Here is a 23,117-nt window from a genome sequence, read left to right as displayed (position 1 = left end):
CCGAGATAATGAAGTCATTCAGCCACAAATTTAAAGCTCCCATCGGTCTACCTTTCCATTAAGCAAATTAGTTAACTGTTCTACTCTATCGTTTAGGCTAATTAACATTAAGAAGCTTACGAACAGCAATATTGTGCTAAAAACTAATAAAACCCATTCCATGTTTTACCTCCTACATCGGCCTCTTATAGGTCGTCTTTGCTTTAATAAAGGCCAACATTTCCGACTCTGGATAAACCGGCCTTTTTTGATTAGGATAATAAAATTCAGGACACCCCGGCATGCTGACTAATGATTCAACCTTTTCTCGAGATGTCTGCATTTCTTCCATCAAGCCTTGAATATTAAACATACGGCTTCCATTTGGATCAAAAGCCATATTCCCCTCCTTTCTATATTTTGCTATCCTTTTAATTCATTACTCCTATGCTGTTTCTTGGTTAGCGCCACGGATAGCAAGTTCCAGCAAGTTATTAGGCTCCCAATTATTGAAGAACTTCTTAGCTTCGTCGAACTTCTTACGTGGTAGCGCGTTATATCGTGGCACGTTGAATTGACGCTTGAAGTCCTTGCTAATCGCTTGGAATACTTCGCTAGACAATTCTTTGTAAGCCTTGGTGTACTTGTCACCTAAAATTGAAAACACACGGTTACGGCGCAAGTTAAGTAATTCTTGCTGTTCCCAGCTACGAATCTCTTGAGCATCTTCAAAACTATCAAAGCGCTCTTCTAACTTGTTTTGCTTAGCTTCTTGTAATTTCAAAGCATCGTATGTTGTTTTTAAAATTGACAACGGATCAGTACTAATTGAGTAACTGCCCGTTTGGCGAATGCTTGGTAGCACTTCCGATGTAACCCAGTCTTGAAATTTTTCAGCTTGTGAGCTATTTGCCTTAATTGCTAACTTGTAAAGCTGTGGTTCAGTGATGAAATCACCACGTTTAATTAGTTGTCCACTTTTGGACAACCCAAGATAATCATTAACGCGTTCCCACCTAACATACTCAGAACCCTTCGACTTTTTTGTAAGTCCGATTCCAAATGCTGCGGTTTCAGCGTCAAACATTACCTGGCCGTTATCTTCTTTAACTTTTAAGTTATCGAATACTTTAATTTCGCTCATTTAAACGCCTCCAAGTGTTTGTGATATTCTTTTGTTACTGGCATTGCAGTGCCTAGTAAATTGAAAGGAGAAAATATAATGGAATTCAATAAAAATGTAGTAAGAATTTTGCTTATTAATATTGAAAATAAACAATTAAGCGATGATTTTTTGAATGTTTTGACTGCCAAAAACGTTCACGATAATATTCAAGAATCTCTTGAATATGTTGAATATTATTTACACATTCTTAGCGAAGGTGGATTTATTGATCTGATAGAAAATGGTGAAATATTTATTAATAGGCTTACCTACAAAGGTCAATCTCTTTTAGATAATATTCGTAATCAGCAAGTATGGGATACTGTCCTTGCAAAAACGAGTAAATTAAACTCTGTTTCTTTAGATGTGATATCAATAACTGCTGAAAATGTAGTTCTGGAATTAATCGATATCTAACATGTAATTCATACCTTTGTAAAATATGAAAATACCCTTGTTTTCTTTGGGGAGTATTTTTTTAATTTTTTGAATAATTTCTTTAGGAGTCTTTAACATTATTCCCGTTCCAATTGAAATAATATGATTATTACCCTCCATATCTTTGTAATAAGTAATTGACTCATCTTTCATACCGAGACCCCCCTTTTCTAACGTTGTTTCTCTTCAGAGATTTGATAACTAATTTTTGGGTTGAACGCTGTAATTTCAAACAAAGTATGTTGAAGTTCAGAACTCTGTTTCTGAGCTTTTTTAATTAGCTAATTAAACTCGTCCATGTTTTCGATTGCTACTTCGATGATTGGCTTTACCACGTCATCACCTCCTTTCTATTTGGTTATTATTTAGATTTGCTATACTTTTCCTATCGGTTGCAGCCGAAATTTAGGAAAGGAGGTATATCACAATGAATATTCAAAAAGTACCAGTTAATCCAGATTCATTCGCCAATGCCGTTGTATCCAGTAAGTCAAACTTGAACTTAGACGAACAACTTGACTGTTACATCGAAGCGGCTAAGAAAGCTATGAAACACAATCTTTCATTGAATTAGTTTCTTAACGATTAATAAGGTCCCAATACAGTTCTTGAGTTAAATACTCCAAGAGCTGTATTTTTTCGATTTGTTTTAAATCTAGCTTGTCTAACAATTTCCTAACATTCTCACTTACTTCTTTTTGACAATCGGAAGTTAAGTTGTGTAATTCTATCCGGCCTAAATTTAATTTTTCAACGTCTTTCCAATTCATTTATTCACCTCCTTTCTGTTTGGTTGGTGTTTAGATTTGCTATACTTTCCTTATCAGCCCCACGCTGAAATTTAGGAAAGGAATAACTAGGTATGAATAAAAATGAATTTCCTGTTTCTCGTGAAGCTTATGAATTGCAAATTATCATGCTAGAAAAATCTAAAAAATTCATAACCGACAACGACATTGATGAGAACTCTAAACAAGGCCAAACACTGATGAAATTAACCTATGAATTAGTGAACGTTTCTTTTGATTTCGTGAAGGATAATTTTCCAAAATAGCATTGGTGGCGTTAATCCTTGTCTGTAAGCTATACTCATCATTTCTTGAAATTTCATCAAGCTGTCTAATTTTTAATTTAGATAGTTTTTTATTTTGCAATTATGTTCTCTCCTTTCTGTTTGGTTATTGGTTCTGTAATTCTTGGTGTGTACGGTTAAATTATATACTTTTGCAATATTTTATTGATAAAAAAAATCAGTTGTCTTTCCCCCAAGTAAATCGGCCATTTTTTTAGCCTTATCAGGAAGCATTCCTGCATGATTCTTACGGTAGTTGTACATTGATTGGTACGTAACTCCAATAAGTCGTCCAAGAGACGATTCAGTATATCCACGTTCAGATACTAAACGCTGCCAATTTTCGGTATCTTTTATTTTCCAATAAGCTACCATTTGTTTGCTCCTTTCATTAACTTATGCATTAAGTATATAACTTTTTATATCTTTTTGCAATAACTTTTTATAAATAATTTATTAACTTTTGTAAGATGTCTTATATACTATTGATAATAGGAGATATCATGAAAGTAAGTAATGTAGAATTTGGAATACGGCTTAAAGATATACGGAAACAAAAAGGATATAGCACTAGTCAGGCTGCTCTTCAGGCTGGAGTATCACAGCCTTATTTGTCACAGGTAGAAAATGGAAAAAGAAATATACCTAAAGTTGATACGCTTGAACGTATTGCTAAAGGCTTACGGATATCAAGAGAAGAAATACTTCAGTTAGCCGGAATAGTTCCTGAAAAACTGCCAAATGAAGTTTCGATCTCATCTACTCCATCCACTGTATCTATCCCAATTTATGGTCGAATCGCTGCTGGGTATCCAGAAGGTGCCAAGGAAGATATAGATGGAAATATAACAATAGAAGATAATTTAATTAAGCGGTATGGTAAAGACAATCTACTAGCTCTTAGAATTAACGGCGAAAGTATGAATAAAGTAATCCATAATGGAAGTATTGCTATATTAGCAAAAGTTGATACATCTGATATATCTAATGGGGATATATGTGCGGTTATAATCGACGGCGAAATGGCAACTTTAAAGCACATATATCAATATCCTGATCGTATTCGTTTTGAACCAGATAGCTGGTTACCTCAGTTCAAACCATTTGAATATAAAAAGGAGGACGTCGACAATGACAATCCTCCCATTCAAATCATTGGTTTACTCGTACAAGCAATAACAGATTTTAAAAAGATATGAAAAGCTTTGAATATAAAGAAATAAATTTTAACAATATAAAACTAACTGCACTAGATGATATTTCCGATGACACTTTTAATAAAGGGCTAAATTTATATAAACTATCTCATCAATTGAACCTAAATAAACAGTATAAAGAAAGTTTAAATGCTATATTTCAAGCGTGGGAAATAGGTTATCAATCCCCGGCAACATTTGAAAAAGCAGCCATTGTAGCTCGGAAATTAAAAATGTATGCTTTAGAATTAGAAATTTTAAACTTATCAAAAAAATATTTTAAGTTAGAATATTCAGATCAAATAGATATGCTAAATGAAAAAATTAATTGGGCAAACAAAAGAATAGAAAGAGCTACCGTCCTGAATAGAAGAAAAGTATAAATAAACGTGCAGGCAGGAATCACGTTAAAAGCTATAAGGAGAGGAAATTTGAACAAAAAAGTATTAATTTCAATATTAGCAGTAATTGTTATCGCAATTATCGGAGTAATTGGTTTTAAAGTTTACAGTGATAATAATGTAAAGGCAGACTATACTACGACGGTTGCAGAGAAAAAATTAAATGCCGGTGAAAACTTGGACGGAAAAATAATAGATGTTGAAATTGCCAGTGTAGAAAATAATACTCCTCTTGGTCAGAATATATGGGCTGGAGAACACCTGAATTTCTATCCAGATAAACAGCAACACAACTTAAAAAAGGGACAACATATCAAGTTTAAAATATCAGAAACAAAATCATCACTTGGATCTTGGTTTATTAAAGGAACTGTTGTTAGTACTAAATAAAAAAGCCCCGCGGGGCGTACATAAGGCATAAGCCTTTTTATTTATCCCAATTTTTCAAATTTTAAGGTTTATTACAGATATATCTTCATTGTAAATCATCAAAATAGCGTTTTTGTCAATTTACATCACATTGTATGTCATGTAAAAGTTAAAAAATTACAATTATTCAAAAGTTAGTTAGGAAATAAATATGGCGACATATACCAAAACACAAGGCGGAAAATACAGAGCTAGGGTTTCTGTTAAAGAGAATGGAAAATATAAACAGTTAAGTAAGCAAGGCTTTCGCACAAAAAAGGAAGCTATTTTGTGGGCATCTGAAATCGAAGCAGGCTATGTTGATCGAGTAAAAAATAAATATGAAAATATGCTGTTATCAGAATATTTTGAAAAATGGGTCGATACCTATAAATCAAAAATGGAATCAGCTACTCAATATCAGTACCAAAACACGCTCGATAATATCGTTAAGTATCTGCCCGATGTGAAGCTACTGGATTTCACCCGCACCGACTTTCAAAATTTTATTAACGAGTTTGGCAAGGACCACTCAAAGGAAACCGTAGCTAAAAGAAAAAATCATATTAGCCAGGCTTTAGAAGACGCCTATGCTGACGGAATCATTAAGAATAACCCCACTATCCGTATTCAGCTTGTAGGTACGGCTGGTAAGTCAGCTTATGACAAGTTCTTAGAAGATAAGGAACTAATAAAATTGGATCGTTACGTTAAGGAAAAATTGATTCAATATCCACATTCAAAATCATACTTGGCCATTTACATTTCTATTCATACCGGAATGCGTATTGGTGAAATTATGGCGCTACAATCTGATGATATTGATTTTAAAAATAAGACTATTTCTGTTAATAAAGCACTTGACCAGTACCGTCATGTTAAATCAACCAAAACAGAGTCAAGCAATCGGGTTATTTCTGTTGATGACGACTTACTAGAAGAGCTTAAAGGAATCGATGGGCTAATAGCAGATGTCAGCAATTATGGAGCTGGTAAGACATTAAAAAAGGCAATCAAGGAGCTTGGTATCAAGACCGTATCATTTCACGCTCTAAGACACTCTCACGGTTCTTTATTACTCAGCCAAGGTGTTGATATTAAATACGTTTCTGCTCGCCTAGGTCACAAGAATATATCCACTACAATCGACGTGTATACCCACCTTCTTAATTCTCAAAAGGAAATTGAGGAGGAAAAGACACAACAGATTATGACATCCGTTTTTAAGTCTAAATCCGTCTAAAAAGTGTCTAAATATTTACAGAACTACACAGAATTAAACAGAAAAATACAGAAAAACACAGTTAACTATAACAAAGAAAAACCCCGGTATAATCACGTTAAAGGCGATTATACCGGGGTTTTAAGAGTTTTATTAAAACATATAAGAATGCCGACTGCCGGACTCAAACCGGCGACCCCCTCATTACTAGTGAGGTGCTCTATCAACTGAGCTAAGTCGGCAACAGAAGTACTCAGATATTATATCACATAATACCAGATACTTCAACAACATTCTCTTCAAATGTTGAGATACGGGTGACAGGAATCGAACCTGCACGGATTACTCCACTGGAACCTAAATCCAGCGCGTCTGCCAGTTCCGCCACACCCGCATTGCTTTTAAACAACCATTTTATTTTACAAAAAATAAAAAAAATCGTCAAGCCTTTTTTATAATTTATCGATATTTCTCATAGCAACTACATATAAAACAATCGTTCGGCTAATAGCATACACTGGTACAACCAAAATCATACCAACAATACCCCACAAATTACCGGCCCCCAATAGTAATAACATAATCGTTAAAGGATGGATTTGTAAACTCTTACCCAAGACAGCCGGATAGATAATACTTCCGGTAATCTGCTGAACAACAGCCATTGCCACTAGCACAATAATAACTGCTTTCCAAGATAACGGAATGGCCAAAATAAGGGCTGGAATGACACCAATCCCCGGTCCCACGTAAGGCACAATATTAGCAATCCCAGCAATCAAACCCAGTAACCAAATATAAGGCAGTCCTGCAATCCAGTAACCTAAACTCATGGATAATCCAACAAACACCATCTGAATTGCCTGTCCTGAAATATAACGTTCAATTGTTTGATCCATTTGACCAGCTAATTCAGCGATTTGATCATTGTGTCGATTAGAAAAAAACTTTTGAATAGCCGGAATTAACCGATCGCCATCACTAAGCATGTAAAACAAAATGATGGGCACAGTTAGAATATTCAACGTTACCGTGGTCGTGGTAACAATGACGTTTTTTAGCGTACCAGCTGTGATAGATACGGCAGAACTGGCATACTGATTAATGCTATTTTTTAAGTCATCTTCACTAACCGTAATGTTTAACCGCTTAAACCAATGGCTGTGCATCAGCTGGTCGGTGATTTCACGTCCCTGGCGTATAAAGGATGGGACAGAATTAATTAAATTAGTTATTTCATTAATAATAATTGGTACAAAAATTAAGCCAGCACCAATAACTACAAGTAAAAACACCAGAAAAGTCAATATTACCGCCAAGTTATGTGATATCTTCCAAGACTTAATCTGGACTTTTTCAATTAATTTTAATAATGGTTTTAACAAGTAATATAAAAAACCTGAAATCAACAAAGGCATGAACACAGTAGAAATAAATACTGAAACTGGGTGCATGACAAAGTCAAACCGTAAAACGACGTATAATAGCAGGGCTAAGGCTAATAATTCAATAGTCCAAAAGAAAAGTTTTTTACTTTTTTTATTCGGAAACATCTGTGACCTCATGTAATTTTGCTAATAGTTTATGTTGCACCTTAGGGAGCGAAAGAGCTTGCCATTCTTTACTACTTAGATAACGCTGATTGGCTGCTAACTTAGTTGGCGCTTTAACTGCCACCAACCATATTTCCCAACGTCGATGAGTAAAAATATGAACAACCGGTTTAATGGTTAGTTGTTGTCCATCAAGATCATCAATTTGATCAATTTTTCGTAATGGAAAAGTCCAAAAACCTGATAGTAGACCTGTTTCCGGTCGTTTTTCAAATAGCAAGTCGCCGGCTTCATTATAAACTACCTGCGCTTGCCACAGTTCCTTGCGGGGTTTAACCCGTTTAGTTTTAACCGGATATTTATCCTCAACGCCATCTCGATAGGCTGCATTGTAATCTTTTACGGGAGAATTAAGCGTATCTGGATTGCTAGCCTTCATATAGGTCGAACCTAAATCCATAATAGCCTGGTTAAAGTCCCCTGGTCGCTTAGGGTCAACGATTGGAGCAATCGCATTATAAAATATTTTTCGCGACTTAGGCTGACTGATATCAGCATCAATCTTTAATAAACGGCCAAATACACGATACTGATTACCATCCACAGCTGGTACTACTTCATTAAAGCAAATTGATGCAATCGCTGCTGCCGTATATGGGCCTACGCCAGGTAATTCCTGTAAATCATCACTACTGTTGGGCCATTTTCCCTGTAAATCGTTTACAACATACTGAGCTGCTCGTTGTAAATTACGAGCACGGGAATAATAGCCGAGCCCTTCCCACAGCTTTAAGACCGTTGCTTCTTCGGCCTGCGCCAAATCCTCCACTGTGGGTAAGGTCGCCATAAAGCGATTAAAATACTCAATAACCGTCTCTACTCGCGTTTGTTGCAACATTATTTCCGATACCAAAACACGGTAGGGATCATGATTTACACGCCATGGAAGTTGATCACGACCTTCTTGGTCATACCATGCTAATAAAGTTGCTCTAAAAGAATTGATTTGTTCTTGATTCCAAATTTCCATAACTGGTATTATACACTTGAAATCACCTTCCTTTTAGAGTAAAATAAAATTTTGTATTACGTATATTTTGGATTTAAAAAATAAGGAGTGTATTATGGCATTAAAGAAGCCTCTTAATTCATTTGCCCGTGCTCGTAAGGTCGGACATAACGCAGCAAAGAAGAAGCGCCAAAGCGCAATCGCCCAATTACAACAATGGGCTAAGGGTAAAGTTGAAGAAATTCCTAATACTAAGTAAGAAACTAGCTGCTAAGCTAGTTTTTTATTTACCTATATACTTGTTTAGCACTAAATTCATCGGTATACTAAATACTAGAAATTGATTACGGCCTTGGAGAAGTTTACATATGATTATCGCGGTCCAACCAAAACAAAAACGGCGGGCAGTCTTTGTAGCTTTATTAGCTATTATTTTAGGTGCCTTAATAGGAACAAACTTTCCATTTCCTGGTAATATTGACGAAGCTGTTCGAGCATTCATGACAACAATCCAGACTCCTTATGGGGACATCATGATGGCTATTTCAACCTTCCTTGGTTCTCCAGCAATGGATATCATTTATGTCATTATATTAGCAGTTATCTTGCTACTGGCTGATTTGAAAATTCCAGCAATCTGGACCATCTCAACCATGCTATTAGGACAAGGGTTAATGCGAATCATTAAGATGCTCGTTAACCGTGATCGTCCTGTGGGACATCTGCTGACGGATAGTGGTTCTTCCTTTCCCAGTCAACATACTTTCGGAGCGTTTGTTGTTATCTTCATCATGTTCCTGTTAGTAATGCCTAACATATCTTCAGCTGTTACAAGAATCTTAGCTAAGTGGGCAATCATTACCGTTGGCTTTATGACGATGTTATCACGGCTGTATCTTAGTGCTCATTTTCTTTCCGATGTACTGGCCGGTTTATTCTTTGCCTATGCTTGGGTAATTTTAGCTGCAGCCTGTTATCCTAAAATGGCTAACTACCTTAAAAATAATTTCCGAATGTTCCAGCATGAAGAAATATAAAAAGAACGAGGATTTATCATCCTCGTTCTTTTTATATTTGATAATCTTCATCGTTCATAGATTCAACTTCACCCAACAAGTAACCATTTCCAACTGCGGAGAAGAAATCATGATTGGCAGTCGAAGTTGAAATGCCATTCATAACGACCGGATTAACATCCTCTGCTCCGTCTGGGAAGAGTGGCTCTTGTCCTAGATTCATTAAAGCCTTATTAGCATTATATCGCAAGAAAGTTAGTACATCTTCTGTCCAACCTAATCCGTCATATAATTCATGCGTATATTTTTCTTCATTTTCGTACAATTCATACAGCAGGTCATACATCCACTCTTGTAGCTCTCCCTGCTGTTCTTCATCCAAACGATTAAAACCAATTTGGAATTTATAACCAATATAAGTTCCATGAACCGACTCATCACGCAAAATTAACTTAATCACTTCCGCCACATTATTCATCAAGTTATGACCTAAGTAATATAGGGGTGTATAAAAACCAGAATAGAATAGGAAGGTCTCTAAGAACACCGAAGCTACCTTCTTTTGTAAAGGCGTACCTTTTTGATAGATATCATTAATTCGATTGGCCTTAAACTGTAAAAATTCATCATGGTTAGCCCAATCAAAAATCTCTTCAATTTCAGCTTTATAGTTTAACGTCTCAAAAATAGAAGAATAAGACTTGGCATGCACGGACTCCATAAATTGAATATTATTTAAGACCGCTTCTTCTTTTTGATTGACAGCATCAGCGCGCAAAGCAGCCATACCATCTTGTGACTGTAAAGTATCCAGCGTTGTTAAACCACCAAAAACCCGATTAACAACATCACGTTCTTCAGCCGAAAGTTCTCCATGCCAAGTTCTCAAATCATTAGAAATTGGAATTCGGGTGTCTAACCAAAATTGCTGTGTTAATTTTTCCCAGGTTGCTTTATCTAGTTCATCTTCAATATGATTCCAATTAATTGCTACATAAGAACCATCTTGTATATGTTTCATTTTGACTCCCCTACTATCGTTTTAATTTTTTGATAAATCTTTTGAGCATCAAAACGACTTCCACGTAACTCATAGTCGGCTAAAAGCGGTACCTGATATTTTTGGGCATACCGTTTAGCAGTTAAAATATATTGAACGTTGAAATTACGATTACCAGAACCAACAATACCAACCAAGAACTTACGATTATCCGAAAAATCAATATAATCGCCTAAGGCGTTGGTAAATATTTCAGTTACTTCTGGTCCAGTACCTGTCCCACCGGTTAAATAGGTTGGTACGATAGCTACAAAAGGCTGTGTTACTTGTTCGAATTCGGTTTCATCACCAATCAGTTTACTATTTAAAATATCACCGTTTGCCTCACTTACTTCCCGCAGTTTATTAATGAACGATTGAGTGTTTCCTTCTATTGAAGCATATAGGACATTAATGGCAACCATGTAATTAACCTTTCAAAATTAAATCGAACAACTCTCACACTCATTTACACCAGATTCTTCATTGTCATCAGTGAAAGTCCGTACATAGTATAACGACTTAATTCCCTTTCGGAAAGCATAATTTCTAAGAATAGACAAATCACGAGTCGTCATCTTGTTAGTGCGCCCATCTTTCCATTCATACAGGCCGGTTGGAATAGTAGAACGCATAAACAAGGTCAAAGACATTCCCTGATCAACATGTTCTTGAGCTGCTGCATAAATATCGATAACTTTACGCATATCAGTATCATAGGCCGAAATAAAGTATGGCATGGTTTCATTATTCAAACCCGGAGCTGGATAATAAATTTTACCAATCATTGCCTCTTGCCGCTCTTCGACACGATTAACAATTGGAAGCAAGGAAGCTGTCGTATTATTGACATACGAAATTGATCCAGTTGGTGCAATGGCATGCCGGTAAGCGTTGTAAAGCCCGTATTCTTGAACTTTATTACTCAAAGCCAACCAATCATCTTGATTCGGTACCGGTAAATTACGCAAAAGCTCAGCAACCTTAGTTGTTTTAGGCTGATAACTATTATTAATATAACGCTCAAAATACGAACCATCAGCATAAGATGACTTATCAAAGTCCTTAAAGGTTTGTTGACGTTCACGGGCAATATGCATTGATGCTTTTAATGAATAAAAATTAAGCATCATGAAGAAGACATTGGTAAAGTCTAACGATTCTTGATCACCATATAACATCTTGTTTTGAGCAAAGAACGCTGCCAAGCCCATGGCACCCAAACCAATCGCATGATTAGATTGATTACCATATTCTACAGATGGTACAACATTCAAATTAGAAGCATCCGAAACGTACGTTAAAGCCCGAACCATTGCTTCGACTGATGCCCCAAAGTCAGGACTTTTCATCATGTTAACAATATTAATTGACCCTAGGTTACAACTAATGTCTTCTCCTAATTGCGTATATTGTTGCTCATCATTAATTTTAGAAGGCGCCTGAATTTGCAGAATTTCAGAACAAAGGTTAGATGAAACGACCTTACCAGCAATTGGGTTAGCTCGATTAACTGTATCTAGATTAATCACATAAGGATAACCAGATTCCTGTTGCAGTTTAGATATTTCTTCTTCGACCATCCGGGCTGAAACCATGCGCTTATTAATTTTAGGATTAGCCACCATGTTGTCATATTCGACAGTCAGATCAACGTAATTAAATGGCACGCCATATTCTGCTTCAACATCAGCTGGGCTAAACAAAGCCATCATTTGATTATTTTTTACTAACTCATAAAATTTATCAGGGATTGTCAAACCCAAAGAGAGGGTTTTAACCCGGACTTTTTCATCAGCATTTTCTTTTTTGGTAGCCAAAAAAGTCAGCAAATCAGGGTGGAAAATAGAAAGATAAACAACACCAGCACCTTGTCTGGCACCTACCTGGGATGAAAAGGTAAATGAATCTTCCAATAACTTCATGATGGGAACAATTCCACCGGCAGCGTTATCAATCTCCATGACCGGGGCACCGGCTTCACGGACATTGGAAAGGTTAATACCAACCCCGCCACCCATCTTAGAAAGTTGCAAAGCTGAGTTAACCACTCGGCCGATTGAATTCATATCATCTGATGATTGTAAAACAAAGCACGAAACCAACTCTCCGCGACGGGCACGCCCAGCATTTAAAAAGGAAGGCGTGGCCGGTTGATAACGTTGATGTACCATTTCATTGGCGATATTAAGGGCCAACTGCTCATCACCATCCGCATAAAATAGTGAATTAGCAGCAATCCGATCCAAATACCGCTCTACATAATAGGCACCATCATTCGTTTTAAGCGCATACTGATTATAAAATTTAAAAGCTGACATAAAGGAGCCAAACTGAAAATTTTGTTTTTCCAGGAAGTCGTATAGCTTTTCGATGAAGGCCATATCATACTTCTCAATAAAATCTCGTTCCAAAAACTGATTATCAATCATCCATTCAAAACGTTCTGCCACTGAGTCAAAGTGCTTTAAATTAGGATTTACATTTTCGCTTAAAAAAGCCTCAAGAGCTTCTTGATCTTTATCCAACTGAATACGACCATCTTGAGGAATGTTTAATTGATTATTTAAATCAAAATAAGTAACTTCGTCGATATTAATATTTTTTAAAGACATACATGCTCCACTCTAGTTATATGGCACTAAAATCCGTTAAGCTTGAATTTTTTCTAACTCACTTGGACGGAAGCCGCTGAAATTCAATTCTCCGCTCATGACCACTGGAGTCTGACGGAAACCTTTTTCACGCAATCGATCTATGTATTGGGTCTCTTGGGAAATGTTGATTTCTTGATACTCAATACCCTTTTGATCTAAAAATTTCTTTGTCATCTTACATTGCACACAATTATTTTTAGTATAAACAGTCACGGCTAACATAGTAACGACCTCCTTTAATTTTTTTAATTTGCATTTTTCCATTGGAAAAGCTATCTACTAGTTTACCTATTTACCTTGATACTTCAAGGTCAAAATTTAGCCTCTCAAACATTTGTTCCCATCAAAGCCCGACAACAATAGCTTTACTAAATTAATATTAATAAAACAAAATTTTACTCATTTTTCAGTGGGCTAATTTTTACCAATCTTGGTGAAATTTGTTATAATATGCCCTAGTGTAACATTTATTTTTACTATCTAAGGAAAGAGGTATTTCTTTTGGACTCTGGCCCCTCGATGATGACCAATTTTATTATCATCTTATTTGTCTTATTATTGGCTATCTTGTTTACCCTAACTGAGTATTCATTAGTCAAAGTACGATTGAGCGCTTTACAAGCAATGCAAGAAGATCGTACAACCCCATCAAAAAAAATCAGTCAAGCGATTCATATGGTGGAGCATCTAACGGAATATCTTTCGACCGCCCAGGTTGGTATTACTTTAACTAGTCTGATCTTAGGTTGGGTCGGTGAAGAAACCGTTGCTAATTTAATCTTATCATCACATATTATTCCTAGCGAGTACGCTCACGCAGTCGCTTCTGTAGCTGCGATTGTCATCTTTACAGTGATTCACGCCGTATTTACTGACTTAGTACCTAAAAACATCGCTATTGAAGAACCCATTAAAGTTCTTTTGTTAATTGTTCGTCCGGTACGTTTCTTCCATATCGCCCTTTTTCCGCTGATTTGGATATTAGACCATCTTTCAAATGCTGTTACTCGTTTACTCGGCTTCCAAGTCGATAACGATCACGATATCTACTCTCAAACTGAGATTTTATCCCTATCAAGAAATGCTGCTGAAGCCGGTGAATTAGATGACGAAGATTTAACCTTCATGCAACGTGCCTTTGAAATGAACGATAAAGTCGCCGTTGATATTATGATTGATCGAACATCAATGGATGTTATCGACGTCAAAGATACAATTAACCAAGGAGTTGATCTTTATCTTCAAAAGCGCCATTCACGTTTTCCGGTTGTAGCTGATAATGATAAAGATAAGGTTCTAGGCTATGTCTTCAACTATGATTTAGTTCGCCAAGGTCGGATTAGTGGCAATGAGCCAATCGCTAAAATTATGCGTGACATCCCCGCCGTGCCAGAAAATATGGATTTACACGACGTAATGGATGAAATGATTATGAAGCGCTCTCCCATCGCCGTTGTAGTTGATGAATATGGTGGAACAGCCGGAATCATTACCGACAAAGATATCTATGAAGAGTTATTTGGTAGTGTTCGAGACGAAATGGATGATCAATCCGACGAATACATCGAAAAACTTGGTGATCATCGCTATAAGGTATCTGGTAAGACGACCCTATACGATTTCCAACGCTACTTTAATACCAACGTTAAAGAATTAGATGACGATGAAGCGGTTACTTTAACCGGTTATGTGTTGAAAAAAGATCCAGACTTTAGGACTGGTGATACCATGCAAATTGCTAATTTCCAGATTATGGCTTTGGACTATGATAACGCCTTTATCCCTGAATTTGCCGTCAAGGAACTTCCTAAACCTTTCCAAGATGTTAATAGTAATGGTATTTACGATCATGATGAAGAATCGTCAGAAAGTGCTACCAGTTCTCCTAATACATCTAATTCAAATTCTCAAAAAGATTAATCTATCTAGCTCGCCCATCATGGTGAGCTTTTTATGTGCTCTCAAATAATGATAAACTAGAGAAAAAGACTTATACGATGAAAGGGAACTATACTTTATGGCAATTACTATTTACATGGTCCGCCACGGTGAAACCTATTTTAATTTGACACGTCGCTTTCAAGGACATTCGGATGCCCCTCTAACAACCAAGGGTATTCAAGATGCTCATCAAGCTGGGCAACGTTTAGCAAAAATCGCTTTTGATGGCGCCTACTCCTCCGATTTAACACGAGCTATCCACACGGCCCGCTTTATTTTAGCCGAAAACCAAGCCAAATCCCCTAAAGAACCGGTCCAATTACCCGATTTTCGTGAAGAAAATTTTGGCTCCTTTGAAGGAATTGATTCTCAAGTTACAGTTACCTATTTGAATGGCTTTGTTAAGCCGATTTATAGTGACTATAGCGCCATGGTAGCGGGCATTGGCATGCAGGCTGTCATGGACTTGTTCCACAACCATGACCCTTATCAATTAGCTGAAAATTATCAACACTTCTATGATCGGGTCCAGCACGGCTTTGAATTACTGCGTCAAGCCCATCAAGATGGCGACCAAATATTAGTAGTGGCTCATGGTACGACCATCCGAGCCATTGCCGATATGTTTGGTCGCAGTGACCTAGCCCTGAACTCAGTCAAAAACGGAGCCGTGATGCAACTATCATTAACCGATACCACAGCTGAAGTAATTTCCTTCAATGATACTGAAACTTATTTTTAAGAAAAAGGTAGTCTAAATGACAGATAATACACTCCGTCCGGTTTTACTAGCCGGTCTACAAGGTCAGCAAGATCAAGATATTGATTATGAGTTGGCCGAATTAGCTAATTTAGCTGAAGCAAACAATCTCCAGCCAGTTGAAACATTCTTACAAAAACTAGACCGACCTAACCCCGCAACTTATTTTGGTAAGGGTAAGGTCGAAGAACTAGGGCAAGCCGTTCAAAGCTATGAAGTTGATTTAATCGTTGTAAACGATGAACTTTCCCCTTCCCAAATTCGTAACTTAGAAAAATTAACTGATGCTACAGTCGTTGACCGGACTGGTTTAATTTTAGATATTTTTGCCCAACGAGCCCAAACTAAGGTTGCTAAACTCCAAGTCCAGCTTGCTCGTTTACAATATCAACTACCACGTTTACGGACTAGTATGTCGGTCAGTCTTGATCAGCAAACTGGTGCGGGTGGTGCTGGGTTTACCAGCCGTGGATCTGGTGAAACTAAGCTAGAACAATCTCGCCGCCGTATCACCAGTGAAATGGTTCATATCAGGCAGGAACTTGCTGAACTAATCAAAGACGAAGATACCCGTACCGCCCAGCGTCAAGCTAGTCAGCTACCAACTGTCGCCTTAGTTGGCTATACTAATGCCGGTAAATCAACCGTGATGAATCGTCTATTAGAACGTTTTGGCGTAGGTGCAGTTAACGACACCACCAAACAAGTCTTTGAAAAGAATATGCTCTTTGCCACTTTAAATACTACTGTTCGTAAGTTAACCTTAGCTGATAAGCGCCAGCTCCTACTAAGTGATACGGTTGGTTTTGTTTCTAAACTCCCCCACAACTTAGTTGCTGCCTTTCAATCGACTTTGGAAGCCGCCGGCCAGGCAGATTTATTATTACAAGTGGTTGATGTTTCTGACCCCAATTATCAGCAAATGATGAAAACGACGGAAGAAACCCTTCAATCAATCGGGGTCACCGATCGACCAATGATTACCGTTTTCAATAAGGCCGATCAAACCGACTTACCCTATCCCACAGTGGATGGCGAAAATGCGATTACCATTTCAGCCTTGGACTTAAAATCGCAAGACGAATTAATTCAACTGATTGAGCAAAATATTTTTGCCGATAGTCAACCAGTTACATTAAAGATTCCTTTTAGTGAAAATAAACTAGTTGCTACTTTGAGTAGTGAACACGTTTTCTTACAGGAAGACTATACCGAAGAAGGTACAGTTATTGAATTAGTACTTTCACCACAAGAGTTGACTAAATACCAAGCCTACCAAATTTAAAAAGAACCGATCCGCAATGGATCGGTTTTTATGTACAAAAAAACAGCCATCACTGACTGTCTCATCTGATTGCCCCTGCTGGGATCGAACCAGCGCATGGAGGTACCAAAAACCTCTGCCTTACCACTTGGCCAAGGGGCAATAGCTATTTATAACCGTTAGCTATGACACGGTATGGGAGCGGTAGGATTCGAACCTACGAACCCGAAGGAACGGAGTTACAGTCCGTCGCGTTTAGCCAGACTTCGCTACACTCCCGTTGTCTCAAACAACTTTTATATTATAACAATTTACAAATTAATAATCAATCATTTCGTCCAAACTATTTTAATCGCCGTGAAAGACCTAAGGCTATAATAATCATTCCTAAAGAAATGGCAAATCCAACTCGAATACCTGCTACTTCGCCAGCCTCAGTACCAACCACCGAAGCAGCAATCGACATAATTCCCACGATAATTGCTGTTCCAACTGAACTAGCAATCTGACGAAACATACTATAAGCCGGAATAGCATCTGGAATTAAGCGGGGTGATAATGTTTTAACCGCCTGCGTTTGAATCGGAATTAAGACCATTACCAAACCTAATTGGCGAATGAGTTGGGCCCCCAATAAAATCCAAAAGGCAAACTTTAGCTCTACATTAAGTTGCAAAATCGTACCCAAAATATCTAAACTTAATCCAATTAAAGTTAACCTTTTAATGGAATAACGGTCAAACCAGCGGCCAGAAAGTGGCGACAATACTCCTGTTAATAAGGCTCCTGGCAAGATTACCCAGGCTGAAACCAGTGGATTTTGTTTCATAACGCCTTGAATCAAGAGTGTCAAAATAATCGTATTACTAAACATAGTTGAAGTTAACAAAAAATTAATGCTATTAGCTAAATTAAATTGCCGATCTTTAAAAATTTGTAAATCAATCACCGGATTGGCACTGCATTCTTGATAGTGTAAAAATAGTAAACCAACCATAATTCCACCCAGTAGATTGCCCAGGACCGGCCAAGAAATAAAAGTCATCGTACCGATATTAGATAGACCAATCAAAATTGCGGTTAAACTAAGCGACAGCAGTCCTAATCCCCGATAATTTAGATGTTCATCCCCTTGCATTTGTTCCTTGGGCAATACTACCCCAGCAGCTATAATTGTTGTTGCAATAACAGGAATCAATACAATAAAAAGATAACGCCAAGAAGCCACATTTAGAATAATACCAGCAATACTTGGGCCAATAATGGGCGCAAAATTAAAGACCATGCCCACTACGCCCATAACCATGCCCCGATGTTCTTTAGGGGCATATTTCAAACCAGCAACCATCACCAATGGAAACAGTACGCCGGCGCCTAGAGCTTGAATCATACGACCGACAACAACTAACCAAAAAGTTGGCGCTAAAGCCCCTAAAATTGATCCTAATAAAAATATCGTCGCAAAGCTCAGATATAAATTGCGCATCGAATATTTTTTAATGAGATAAGAACTAGCTGGAATAACCAAGGCCGATATTAGCATATAACCAGTCGTCACCCATTGGACCTGGGAAACTGATATATGAAAAGCAGTCATTAAATTTGGTAGGGCGATGTTCATTAAAGTGGAACTAAAGACACCTAGAAATGAACCTACAATCATAATTGCTAATGTTAATTTATCACTTAATTTCATAACTTATATCTTACCTATTTTTTATAAAAAAACAAAAAAACACTAGTTTCTACACTAGTGTTAATAAATTTAAAAGGCTGATTGCCAATTAACATCTAACAGCTGCGACATCCTTTTGGCATACGATGGATTATCATTTTGATCTTTTAGAACTTCTTTTAAGGTAGTTAGATTATCAGTAATAATACCATCTGTGTTCAAGAACACCATTTGTTGCATGTCGCTTTCCTCATTAATCGTCCAAGCTAACACCCGCTGATTATGATTATGAGCTTCATCCACAATTTTTTGATTCAAAGTGGTTTCTTCCAAAGTATACAAATTAGCATTCGTATTGGGCAAGATTAAAGTATACGGCAAAATAAAGCTAGCCGGTATTTTCGGCATTAGTTCTTCTGATTTAGAAATAACACGATAATCTAAAGAATGAATCATGTCATGATCTTGCATCAAGCGTTTACTATACTTCTTTTTAAAGTTATCCATTAACTGCGGACTATCATATTTAGTTGTCTTAATTTCAACCAAAAGTTTTTGATTCAATCGTTCCGCCGTTGCTAAATAATCATCAAAACTAACCACCCGAGCCTCTTGACCATTTTCATGGGCTGTCAACTTGGTAATCTCAGCCAAAGTCATATCATGAGGAATCCGATCAACGCCCGTTAAGGCCTTTAAATTCTCATCATGCATGACAACAAACTGATGATCTTTGGTTTCGTGCAAGTCCATCTCGACATAATCTGGTTTAACCTTAGCGGTCCTTTCTAAGGCTGGTAAAGTATTTTGAACACCGTTACCAGCGTCAACTCCTCGATGAGAAATCGTTAACATGGTCTTGGCGCTACCAAAGGAACCAACTAGATAAGAAATATTAAACAGAACTAAGACTGCGGCAAAAATGGTAATACTAGTACCAAAAACCACCTTGGCCCGCTTCTGGCGTCGGAAAGTAGCCCAGATAGTAGGGCTCTTTTTAAGTGGAATTGCATTTGGAAAAATAATAATAAAGGCTAATAAGATTGTTTCAAATATTTTTAATAATACTTCAATAATCTCAACTGAAAAGGTTAAGAAAATACCCGAGGCAAAGGCCAAATGCTTCCAATGAACATCAAACATTTCCTGCAAAGCAACCCCAGCCAATTTGGCCAAGGTAATGCTAATCACAGTTAATGCCGCAATAATTGCCACCCGGATGACATAGCGGATAAAGTGACCTTTGGTTTCGCTCCAACTAGTATGAAGTGCTTCCTTAAAACCGTAATCATTATCTAACATCAATGGCAACACGCGTACTAATCGAATCGAGAAGTAAGTTAAAACTAAAAAGCCAACAAAAATAGCTATCGCATAATATATATTTTGAGATAAAAATTCTAAAATAAAGTCTGGAATGACTACTTTTTTAAGTAAACTTGATGTGAAAAAAGAAGAAGAAGTTGGTAATACCAGAGCTACATATAGCAAGAAAAGAACAATGCCCGGTAATGAAGATGAGCGTAAACTATTCCAGGCAGCCCGACCAGCAGCCAATAATTCCAACCCTTTACCACTAGAAATCCGATAGATACTAGTCAACATAAAGGCAAATTGAAGATAGGCCGTTAGTAGCATCAATATCGCTAAGATTACAATCAGTATCAGCGGTAATCCGCCATATTTCAGTAGTACACCTAAATTATTATAAGAAATGTAATTAATGCGAAAAACAGCTAAAATAACTTCCAAAGCTAACGTATAAAGTGGAATAAATAGGTGCTTGATGACGGCTTGCACAACTACCACTAAAATCGCATATTGCCACCAGTTTTTGTAAAAGGCGCTATTGCCACGCCATAAATATCGTAATGTTTTCATAATAAATCTCTACCCCATCGCAATTTAATCTTCTTAAGAATAGCATAAGATAGGCATTTTAAAAACACCTCTTCATAACAAAAAGCACAACATCAATCGATGCTGTGCCTGTTATGCTGATATTTATTTTTCAGAAATCCAATTCCGCTTATTGCCCGGGAAAGCCCAATTCCACTTACCAAAAATTTGGATCATGGATGGCACAATCATCAACCGCACAATGAAGGCATCGAAGAGAACACCAAAGGATAATGCTAGTCCCATTGACTTAATAGTTGGATCAGGATTCAAGGCAAAACTACCAAAGACCGCAATCATAATCAAAGCTGCGGTAATAACGATTGGACCACTATCTTGTAGGGCCACAATCACAGCACGGCTATTATCACCGGTCTTCAAGTATTCCTCCCGAGCACGAGAAACCATAAAGACTTCATAGTCCATCGCCAAACCGAACAAAATACCAATTACGACCACCGGTAAGAATGAAATCAATGGTGCGCCCTTACTAATACCAAAGAAGCCTTTCATGAAGCCGTCTTGCATTACCAAGGTAGTGAAACCAAATGAAGCTAAGAGGGAAATACCAAAACCAGCCATTGCAATCAAAGGAATGATAAATGAGCGGAATACTAACATCAATAAGATGAATGCCAAACCAATGATAATACCGGCAAATACTGGGGTCGCCCGGTTAAGTTTATCAGTGATATCCAGGTTCACAGCACTAACACCCGTCAAAGTGATCTTAGCATGGTACTTGCTTTCAGTGGTCTTAGAGTAATCCTTAATCTGATTAGCTAACTTTTCAGTTTGCTCAGATTCTGAACCCTTCTTAGGAATCACAACCATCATGGCATACTTACCATCAGCACTTACTTTATAAGGCTTTGATGCTTGCTGTAAAATAGTTGCCTTAATCTTAGCAGCAGCTTCGGCCTTTTGCTGATCAGTAGGCATTTGGCCAGTTGCCTGAGCTTGAGCCATGGCCTGTTGTTGCATCTGTTGCGTTAACTGAGTCTTTAAGGCTTGGGCCTTAGCCTGATCAACCATTGGTAGCATTGTTTTAGCCCCATCAAAGCCATTTAGATGATCAGCAATCTTAGCCAAACTCTCTTCATCATCAGCGGTTTTATCTAATTCCACCACGGCAATCAAAGGTGAGTTAACTCCTTCACCAAACTTATCTGAAATAATGTCATAAGCTTGACGTTCAGTACGATTTTCAGGTAAGGAACCATTATATGGCATGCCCATCCGCATATGTCCAGCGGGTACAGCCAATCCAAGTAGAACGGCCACCCCAACGATTACAACTGTCCAAGGATGCTTAACCAAAAATGAAGTTGCCTTACTTGGATTAGCAGCCATTTCATCGACTGTTTTTGTATTAGGCTTAATAAACTTCTGAGCCCAACTAATCATAGCTGGTAGGAAGGTCAAAGCCGAAATGAGGGCAAAGAATACACCCACAGCTGCGGCAAATCCCATCGCTGAGACGAAGTCAATGCCCAAGAGGCTCAAACCACATACCGCAATAATAACTGTCACACCAGCAAAGATCACTGACTTACCAGCCTCTTGTAGGGCCCGACCCAAGGCTTCGGCTTGATCACCATCGGTATCAGCCAAATCAGTTTTATACCGGTTCAAAATGAATAAGGCATAGTCGATACCAACTGCCAAACTCAGCATAACTGCCAAAGTTTCACCAACGTTAGCTAAATCAAAGAAATTTGTCCCAATCGTAATCAGTAAGACACCACTACCCAAACCAACTAAGGCACTAACAATTGGCATACCAGCAGTCACAAAGGACCTAAAGAGAATCAACAGTAAGATAAAGGCAATGGTTACACCAATAATTTCTGATGTACCACCCAAATCCATTGGCGTTACTCGAGCTGAACCAGTATAGGCTAAGGTCGTGCCTTTATCCTTAACTTTATCATCAAAAATCTTACGAACATTATTAACTAATGTGTAAGGAACGTTTTGACCACTTTGTTTAAAGGTCACGTCCACATAAGTAGTCGTTTTATCTTCACTAATAATGCCGGATTCATAAGGATTAGAAATTGACTTAATATCTGACCCATATTTATCCTGAGCCTTTTGCGTAGCTTGAGCAACTTGGTTTTTGATTTCGTCACTATTAACGCCATCGCCATCCTTATGCTGAATAACTACTTTCAAGGTTCCGCTATTTGGATTTAAATCAAATTCTTTTTCCAAAGTTGATTGAATCTCAGTGGAGGGAATCCCAGAAATCGACAGATTAGTGACGAAATGTGATCCCATACCAACTGCACCCCAGACAAATGCAACTAGTAGCACTAGCCATGCCAATAGGGTTTTGAATTTATTATGATAAATCCATTTTCCTAACCGTTTGAGCATCGTTTGCTCCTCCTATATATAAAAGTAACTGTGGGTTATTC

26 protein-coding genes and 4 tRNA genes are annotated in these 23,117 nt (G+C 37.6%); 12 read left to right on the top strand and 18 right to left on the bottom strand.

Annotation, left to right across the window (positions count from 1 at the left end; all coding sequences use genetic code 11):
* Window positions 1-172 precede the first annotated feature (172 nt).
* Both C7384_RS06300 and C7384_RS06295 read right to left on the bottom strand, forming a co-directional pair.
* Complete coding sequence (locus C7384_RS06300) at window positions 173-379, bottom strand: hypothetical protein (protein ID WP_116585382.1); 207 nt, start codon at window positions 377-379, stop codon at window positions 173-175.
* A 45-nt stretch (window positions 380-424) separates the two neighbouring features.
* Entirely contained in the window at window positions 425-1,123 is a 699-nt protein-coding gene (locus tag C7384_RS06295; RefSeq protein ID WP_116585381.1) for an ORF6C domain-containing protein, read from the bottom strand.
* Between the two features lie 78 nt (window positions 1,124-1,201).
* Here C7384_RS06295 and C7384_RS06290 point away from each other — a divergent pair, with 78 nt between their 5' ends.
* A complete protein-coding gene (locus C7384_RS06290) occupies window positions 1,202-1,561 on the top strand; it encodes a DUF2513 domain-containing protein (protein WP_089940455.1) in 360 nt (119 codons plus the stop codon).
* On the opposite strand, the gene C7384_RS06285 is transcribed toward C7384_RS06290, so the two are convergent.
* Window positions 1,547-1,735: a hypothetical protein gene (locus tag C7384_RS06285; RefSeq protein ID WP_089940458.1), complete on the bottom strand. Its 189-nt coding sequence runs from the start codon at window positions 1,733-1,735 to the stop codon at window positions 1,547-1,549. The genes C7384_RS06290 and C7384_RS06285 overlap by 15 nt on opposite strands.
* A 274-nt stretch (window positions 1,736-2,009) precedes the next feature.
* Between C7384_RS06285 and C7384_RS08145 the strand changes: the two genes are divergently transcribed.
* Entirely contained in the window at window positions 2,010-2,156 is a 147-nt protein-coding gene (locus C7384_RS08145; protein WP_165806787.1) for a hypothetical protein, read from the top strand.
* A gap of 4 nt (window positions 2,157-2,160) precedes the next feature.
* Here the strand turns inward: C7384_RS08145 and C7384_RS06280 are convergent, their stop codons facing one another.
* Window positions 2,161-2,352: a hypothetical protein gene (locus C7384_RS06280; RefSeq protein WP_089940461.1), complete on the bottom strand. Its 192-nt coding sequence runs from the start codon at window positions 2,350-2,352 to the stop codon at window positions 2,161-2,163.
* A gap of 92 nt (window positions 2,353-2,444) precedes the next feature.
* Between C7384_RS06280 and C7384_RS06275 the strand changes: the two genes are divergently transcribed.
* Window positions 2,445-2,636 carry a hypothetical protein gene (locus tag C7384_RS06275; protein ID WP_089940464.1) on the top strand — a complete coding sequence of 64 codons (192 nt, stop codon included), beginning with the start codon at window positions 2,445-2,447 and terminating at the stop codon, window positions 2,634-2,636.
* Window positions 2,637-2,816: 180 nt separating this feature from the next.
* Here the strand turns inward: C7384_RS06275 and C7384_RS06270 are convergent, their stop codons facing one another.
* Entirely contained in the window at window positions 2,817-3,029 is a 213-nt protein-coding gene (locus C7384_RS06270) for a helix-turn-helix domain-containing protein (RefSeq protein ID WP_089940466.1), read from the bottom strand.
* A gap of 128 nt (window positions 3,030-3,157) precedes the next feature.
* Between C7384_RS06270 and C7384_RS06265 the strand changes: the two genes are divergently transcribed.
* From C7384_RS06265 to C7384_RS06250, 4 genes are all read left to right on the top strand, one after another.
* The gene (locus tag C7384_RS06265) at window positions 3,158-3,853 is read left to right on the top strand and encodes a LexA family protein (RefSeq protein ID WP_089940469.1); all 696 of its coding nucleotides are present in this window, start codon (window positions 3,158-3,160) and stop codon (window positions 3,851-3,853) included.
* Window positions 3,850-4,233: a hypothetical protein gene (locus C7384_RS06260; RefSeq protein WP_089940472.1), complete on the top strand. Its 384-nt coding sequence runs from the start codon at window positions 3,850-3,852 to the stop codon at window positions 4,231-4,233. Before C7384_RS06265 ends, C7384_RS06260 begins: the two co-directional genes overlap by 4 nt.
* 6 nt (window positions 4,234-4,239) lie before the next feature.
* Window positions 4,240-4,641 (top strand): hypothetical protein, encoded by a 402-nt coding sequence (locus tag C7384_RS06255; protein ID WP_207771558.1) that lies wholly within the window; start codon window positions 4,240-4,242, stop codon window positions 4,639-4,641.
* Window positions 4,642-4,831: 190 nt separating this feature from the next.
* Complete coding sequence (locus C7384_RS06250; protein WP_089940529.1) at window positions 4,832-5,902, top strand: site-specific integrase; 1,071 nt, start codon at window positions 4,832-4,834, stop codon at window positions 5,900-5,902.
* Window positions 5,903-6,050: 148 nt separating this feature from the next.
* Here C7384_RS06250 and C7384_RS06245 read toward each other — a convergent pair.
* From C7384_RS06245 to mutY, 4 genes are all read right to left on the bottom strand, one after another.
* Window positions 6,051-6,123 (bottom strand) — tRNA-Thr (locus C7384_RS06245).
* Between the two features lie 70 nt (window positions 6,124-6,193).
* A tRNA-Leu gene (locus C7384_RS06240) sits at window positions 6,194-6,275 on the bottom strand.
* Window positions 6,276-6,333: 58 nt separating this feature from the next.
* The gene (locus C7384_RS06235) at window positions 6,334-7,434 is read right to left on the bottom strand and encodes an AI-2E family transporter (protein WP_089940372.1); all 1,101 of its coding nucleotides are present in this window, start codon (window positions 7,432-7,434) and stop codon (window positions 6,334-6,336) included.
* Window positions 7,421-8,464, bottom strand: coding sequence for an A/G-specific adenine glycosylase (gene mutY / locus C7384_RS06230; protein ID WP_089940375.1), 1,044 nt, complete (start codon window positions 8,462-8,464; stop codon window positions 7,421-7,423). The genes C7384_RS06235 and mutY overlap by 14 nt, the downstream gene beginning before the upstream one ends.
* Window positions 8,465-8,558: 94 nt before the next feature.
* On the opposite strand from mutY, the gene C7384_RS08140 reads away from it, so the two are divergent.
* Window positions 8,559-8,702: a hypothetical protein gene (locus tag C7384_RS08140; protein WP_165806786.1), complete on the top strand. Its 144-nt coding sequence runs from the start codon at window positions 8,559-8,561 to the stop codon at window positions 8,700-8,702.
* Window positions 8,703-8,811: 109 nt separating this feature from the next.
* The gene (locus C7384_RS06225; RefSeq protein WP_089940378.1) at window positions 8,812-9,480 is read left to right on the top strand and encodes a phosphatase PAP2 family protein; all 669 of its coding nucleotides are present in this window, start codon (window positions 8,812-8,814) and stop codon (window positions 9,478-9,480) included.
* Window positions 9,481-9,511: 31 nt separating this feature from the next.
* Here the strand turns inward: C7384_RS06225 and nrdF are convergent, their stop codons facing one another.
* The 4 genes from nrdF to nrdH are packed head-to-tail and all read right to left on the bottom strand — an operon-like array spanning window position 9,512 to window position 13,377.
* Entirely contained in the window at window positions 9,512-10,480 is a 969-nt protein-coding gene (nrdF, locus tag C7384_RS06220) for a class 1b ribonucleoside-diphosphate reductase subunit beta (protein WP_089940381.1), read from the bottom strand.
* Complete coding sequence (locus tag C7384_RS06215; protein WP_089940384.1) at window positions 10,477-10,923, bottom strand: class Ib ribonucleoside-diphosphate reductase assembly flavoprotein NrdI; 447 nt, start codon at window positions 10,921-10,923, stop codon at window positions 10,477-10,479. Before C7384_RS06215 ends, nrdF begins: the two co-directional genes overlap by 4 nt.
* Before the next feature lie 18 nt (window positions 10,924-10,941).
* The gene (gene nrdE / locus C7384_RS06210) at window positions 10,942-13,113 is read right to left on the bottom strand and encodes a class 1b ribonucleoside-diphosphate reductase subunit alpha (RefSeq protein WP_089940388.1); all 2,172 of its coding nucleotides are present in this window, start codon (window positions 13,111-13,113) and stop codon (window positions 10,942-10,944) included.
* 36 nt (window positions 13,114-13,149) lie between these two features.
* Entirely contained in the window at window positions 13,150-13,377 is a 228-nt protein-coding gene (nrdH, locus tag C7384_RS06205) for a glutaredoxin-like protein NrdH (protein ID WP_089940391.1), read from the bottom strand.
* A gap of 279 nt (window positions 13,378-13,656) precedes the next feature.
* On the opposite strand from nrdH, the gene C7384_RS06200 reads away from it, so the two are divergent.
* From C7384_RS06200 to hflX, 3 genes are all read left to right on the top strand, one after another.
* A complete protein-coding gene (locus C7384_RS06200; RefSeq protein ID WP_089940394.1) occupies window positions 13,657-15,075 on the top strand; it encodes a hemolysin family protein in 1,419 nt (472 codons plus the stop codon).
* A gap of 97 nt (window positions 15,076-15,172) precedes the next feature.
* Window positions 15,173-15,838: a histidine phosphatase family protein gene (locus tag C7384_RS06195; RefSeq protein ID WP_089940396.1), complete on the top strand. Its 666-nt coding sequence runs from the start codon at window positions 15,173-15,175 to the stop codon at window positions 15,836-15,838.
* A 16-nt stretch (window positions 15,839-15,854) separates the two neighbouring features.
* Window positions 15,855-17,141 carry a GTPase HflX gene (hflX, locus tag C7384_RS06190; RefSeq protein WP_089940400.1) on the top strand — a complete coding sequence of 429 codons (1,287 nt, stop codon included), beginning with the start codon at window positions 15,855-15,857 and terminating at the stop codon, window positions 17,139-17,141.
* A gap of 69 nt (window positions 17,142-17,210) precedes the next feature.
* On the opposite strand, the gene C7384_RS06185 is transcribed toward hflX, so the two are convergent.
* The 5 genes from C7384_RS06185 to C7384_RS06165 form a co-directional block, all read right to left on the bottom strand.
* Window positions 17,211-17,282, bottom strand: a tRNA-Gln gene (locus C7384_RS06185).
* A 34-nt stretch (window positions 17,283-17,316) separates the two neighbouring features.
* Window positions 17,317-17,399 (bottom strand) — tRNA-Tyr (locus C7384_RS06180).
* Between the two features lie 64 nt (window positions 17,400-17,463).
* Window positions 17,464-18,816, bottom strand: coding sequence for a DHA2 family efflux MFS transporter permease subunit (locus C7384_RS06175; protein ID WP_089939540.1), 1,353 nt, complete (start codon window positions 18,814-18,816; stop codon window positions 17,464-17,466).
* 69 nt (window positions 18,817-18,885) lie between these two features.
* On the bottom strand, window positions 18,886-20,676 hold the full coding sequence (locus tag C7384_RS06170) for a glycerophosphoryl diester phosphodiesterase membrane domain-containing protein (RefSeq protein WP_089939543.1): 1,791 nt from the start codon (window positions 20,674-20,676) through the stop codon (window positions 18,886-18,888).
* Window positions 20,677-20,799: 123 nt separating this feature from the next.
* A complete protein-coding gene (locus C7384_RS06165; protein WP_089939546.1) occupies window positions 20,800-23,076 on the bottom strand; it encodes an MMPL family transporter in 2,277 nt (758 codons plus the stop codon).
* Window positions 23,077-23,117 lie beyond the last annotated feature (41 nt).

This window comes from Convivina intestini (assembly GCF_003096575.1).
Taxonomy (GTDB): domain Bacteria; phylum Bacillota; class Bacilli; order Lactobacillales; family Lactobacillaceae; genus Convivina; species Convivina intestini.
This window is presented reverse-complemented; position numbering and strand designations above follow the sequence as displayed.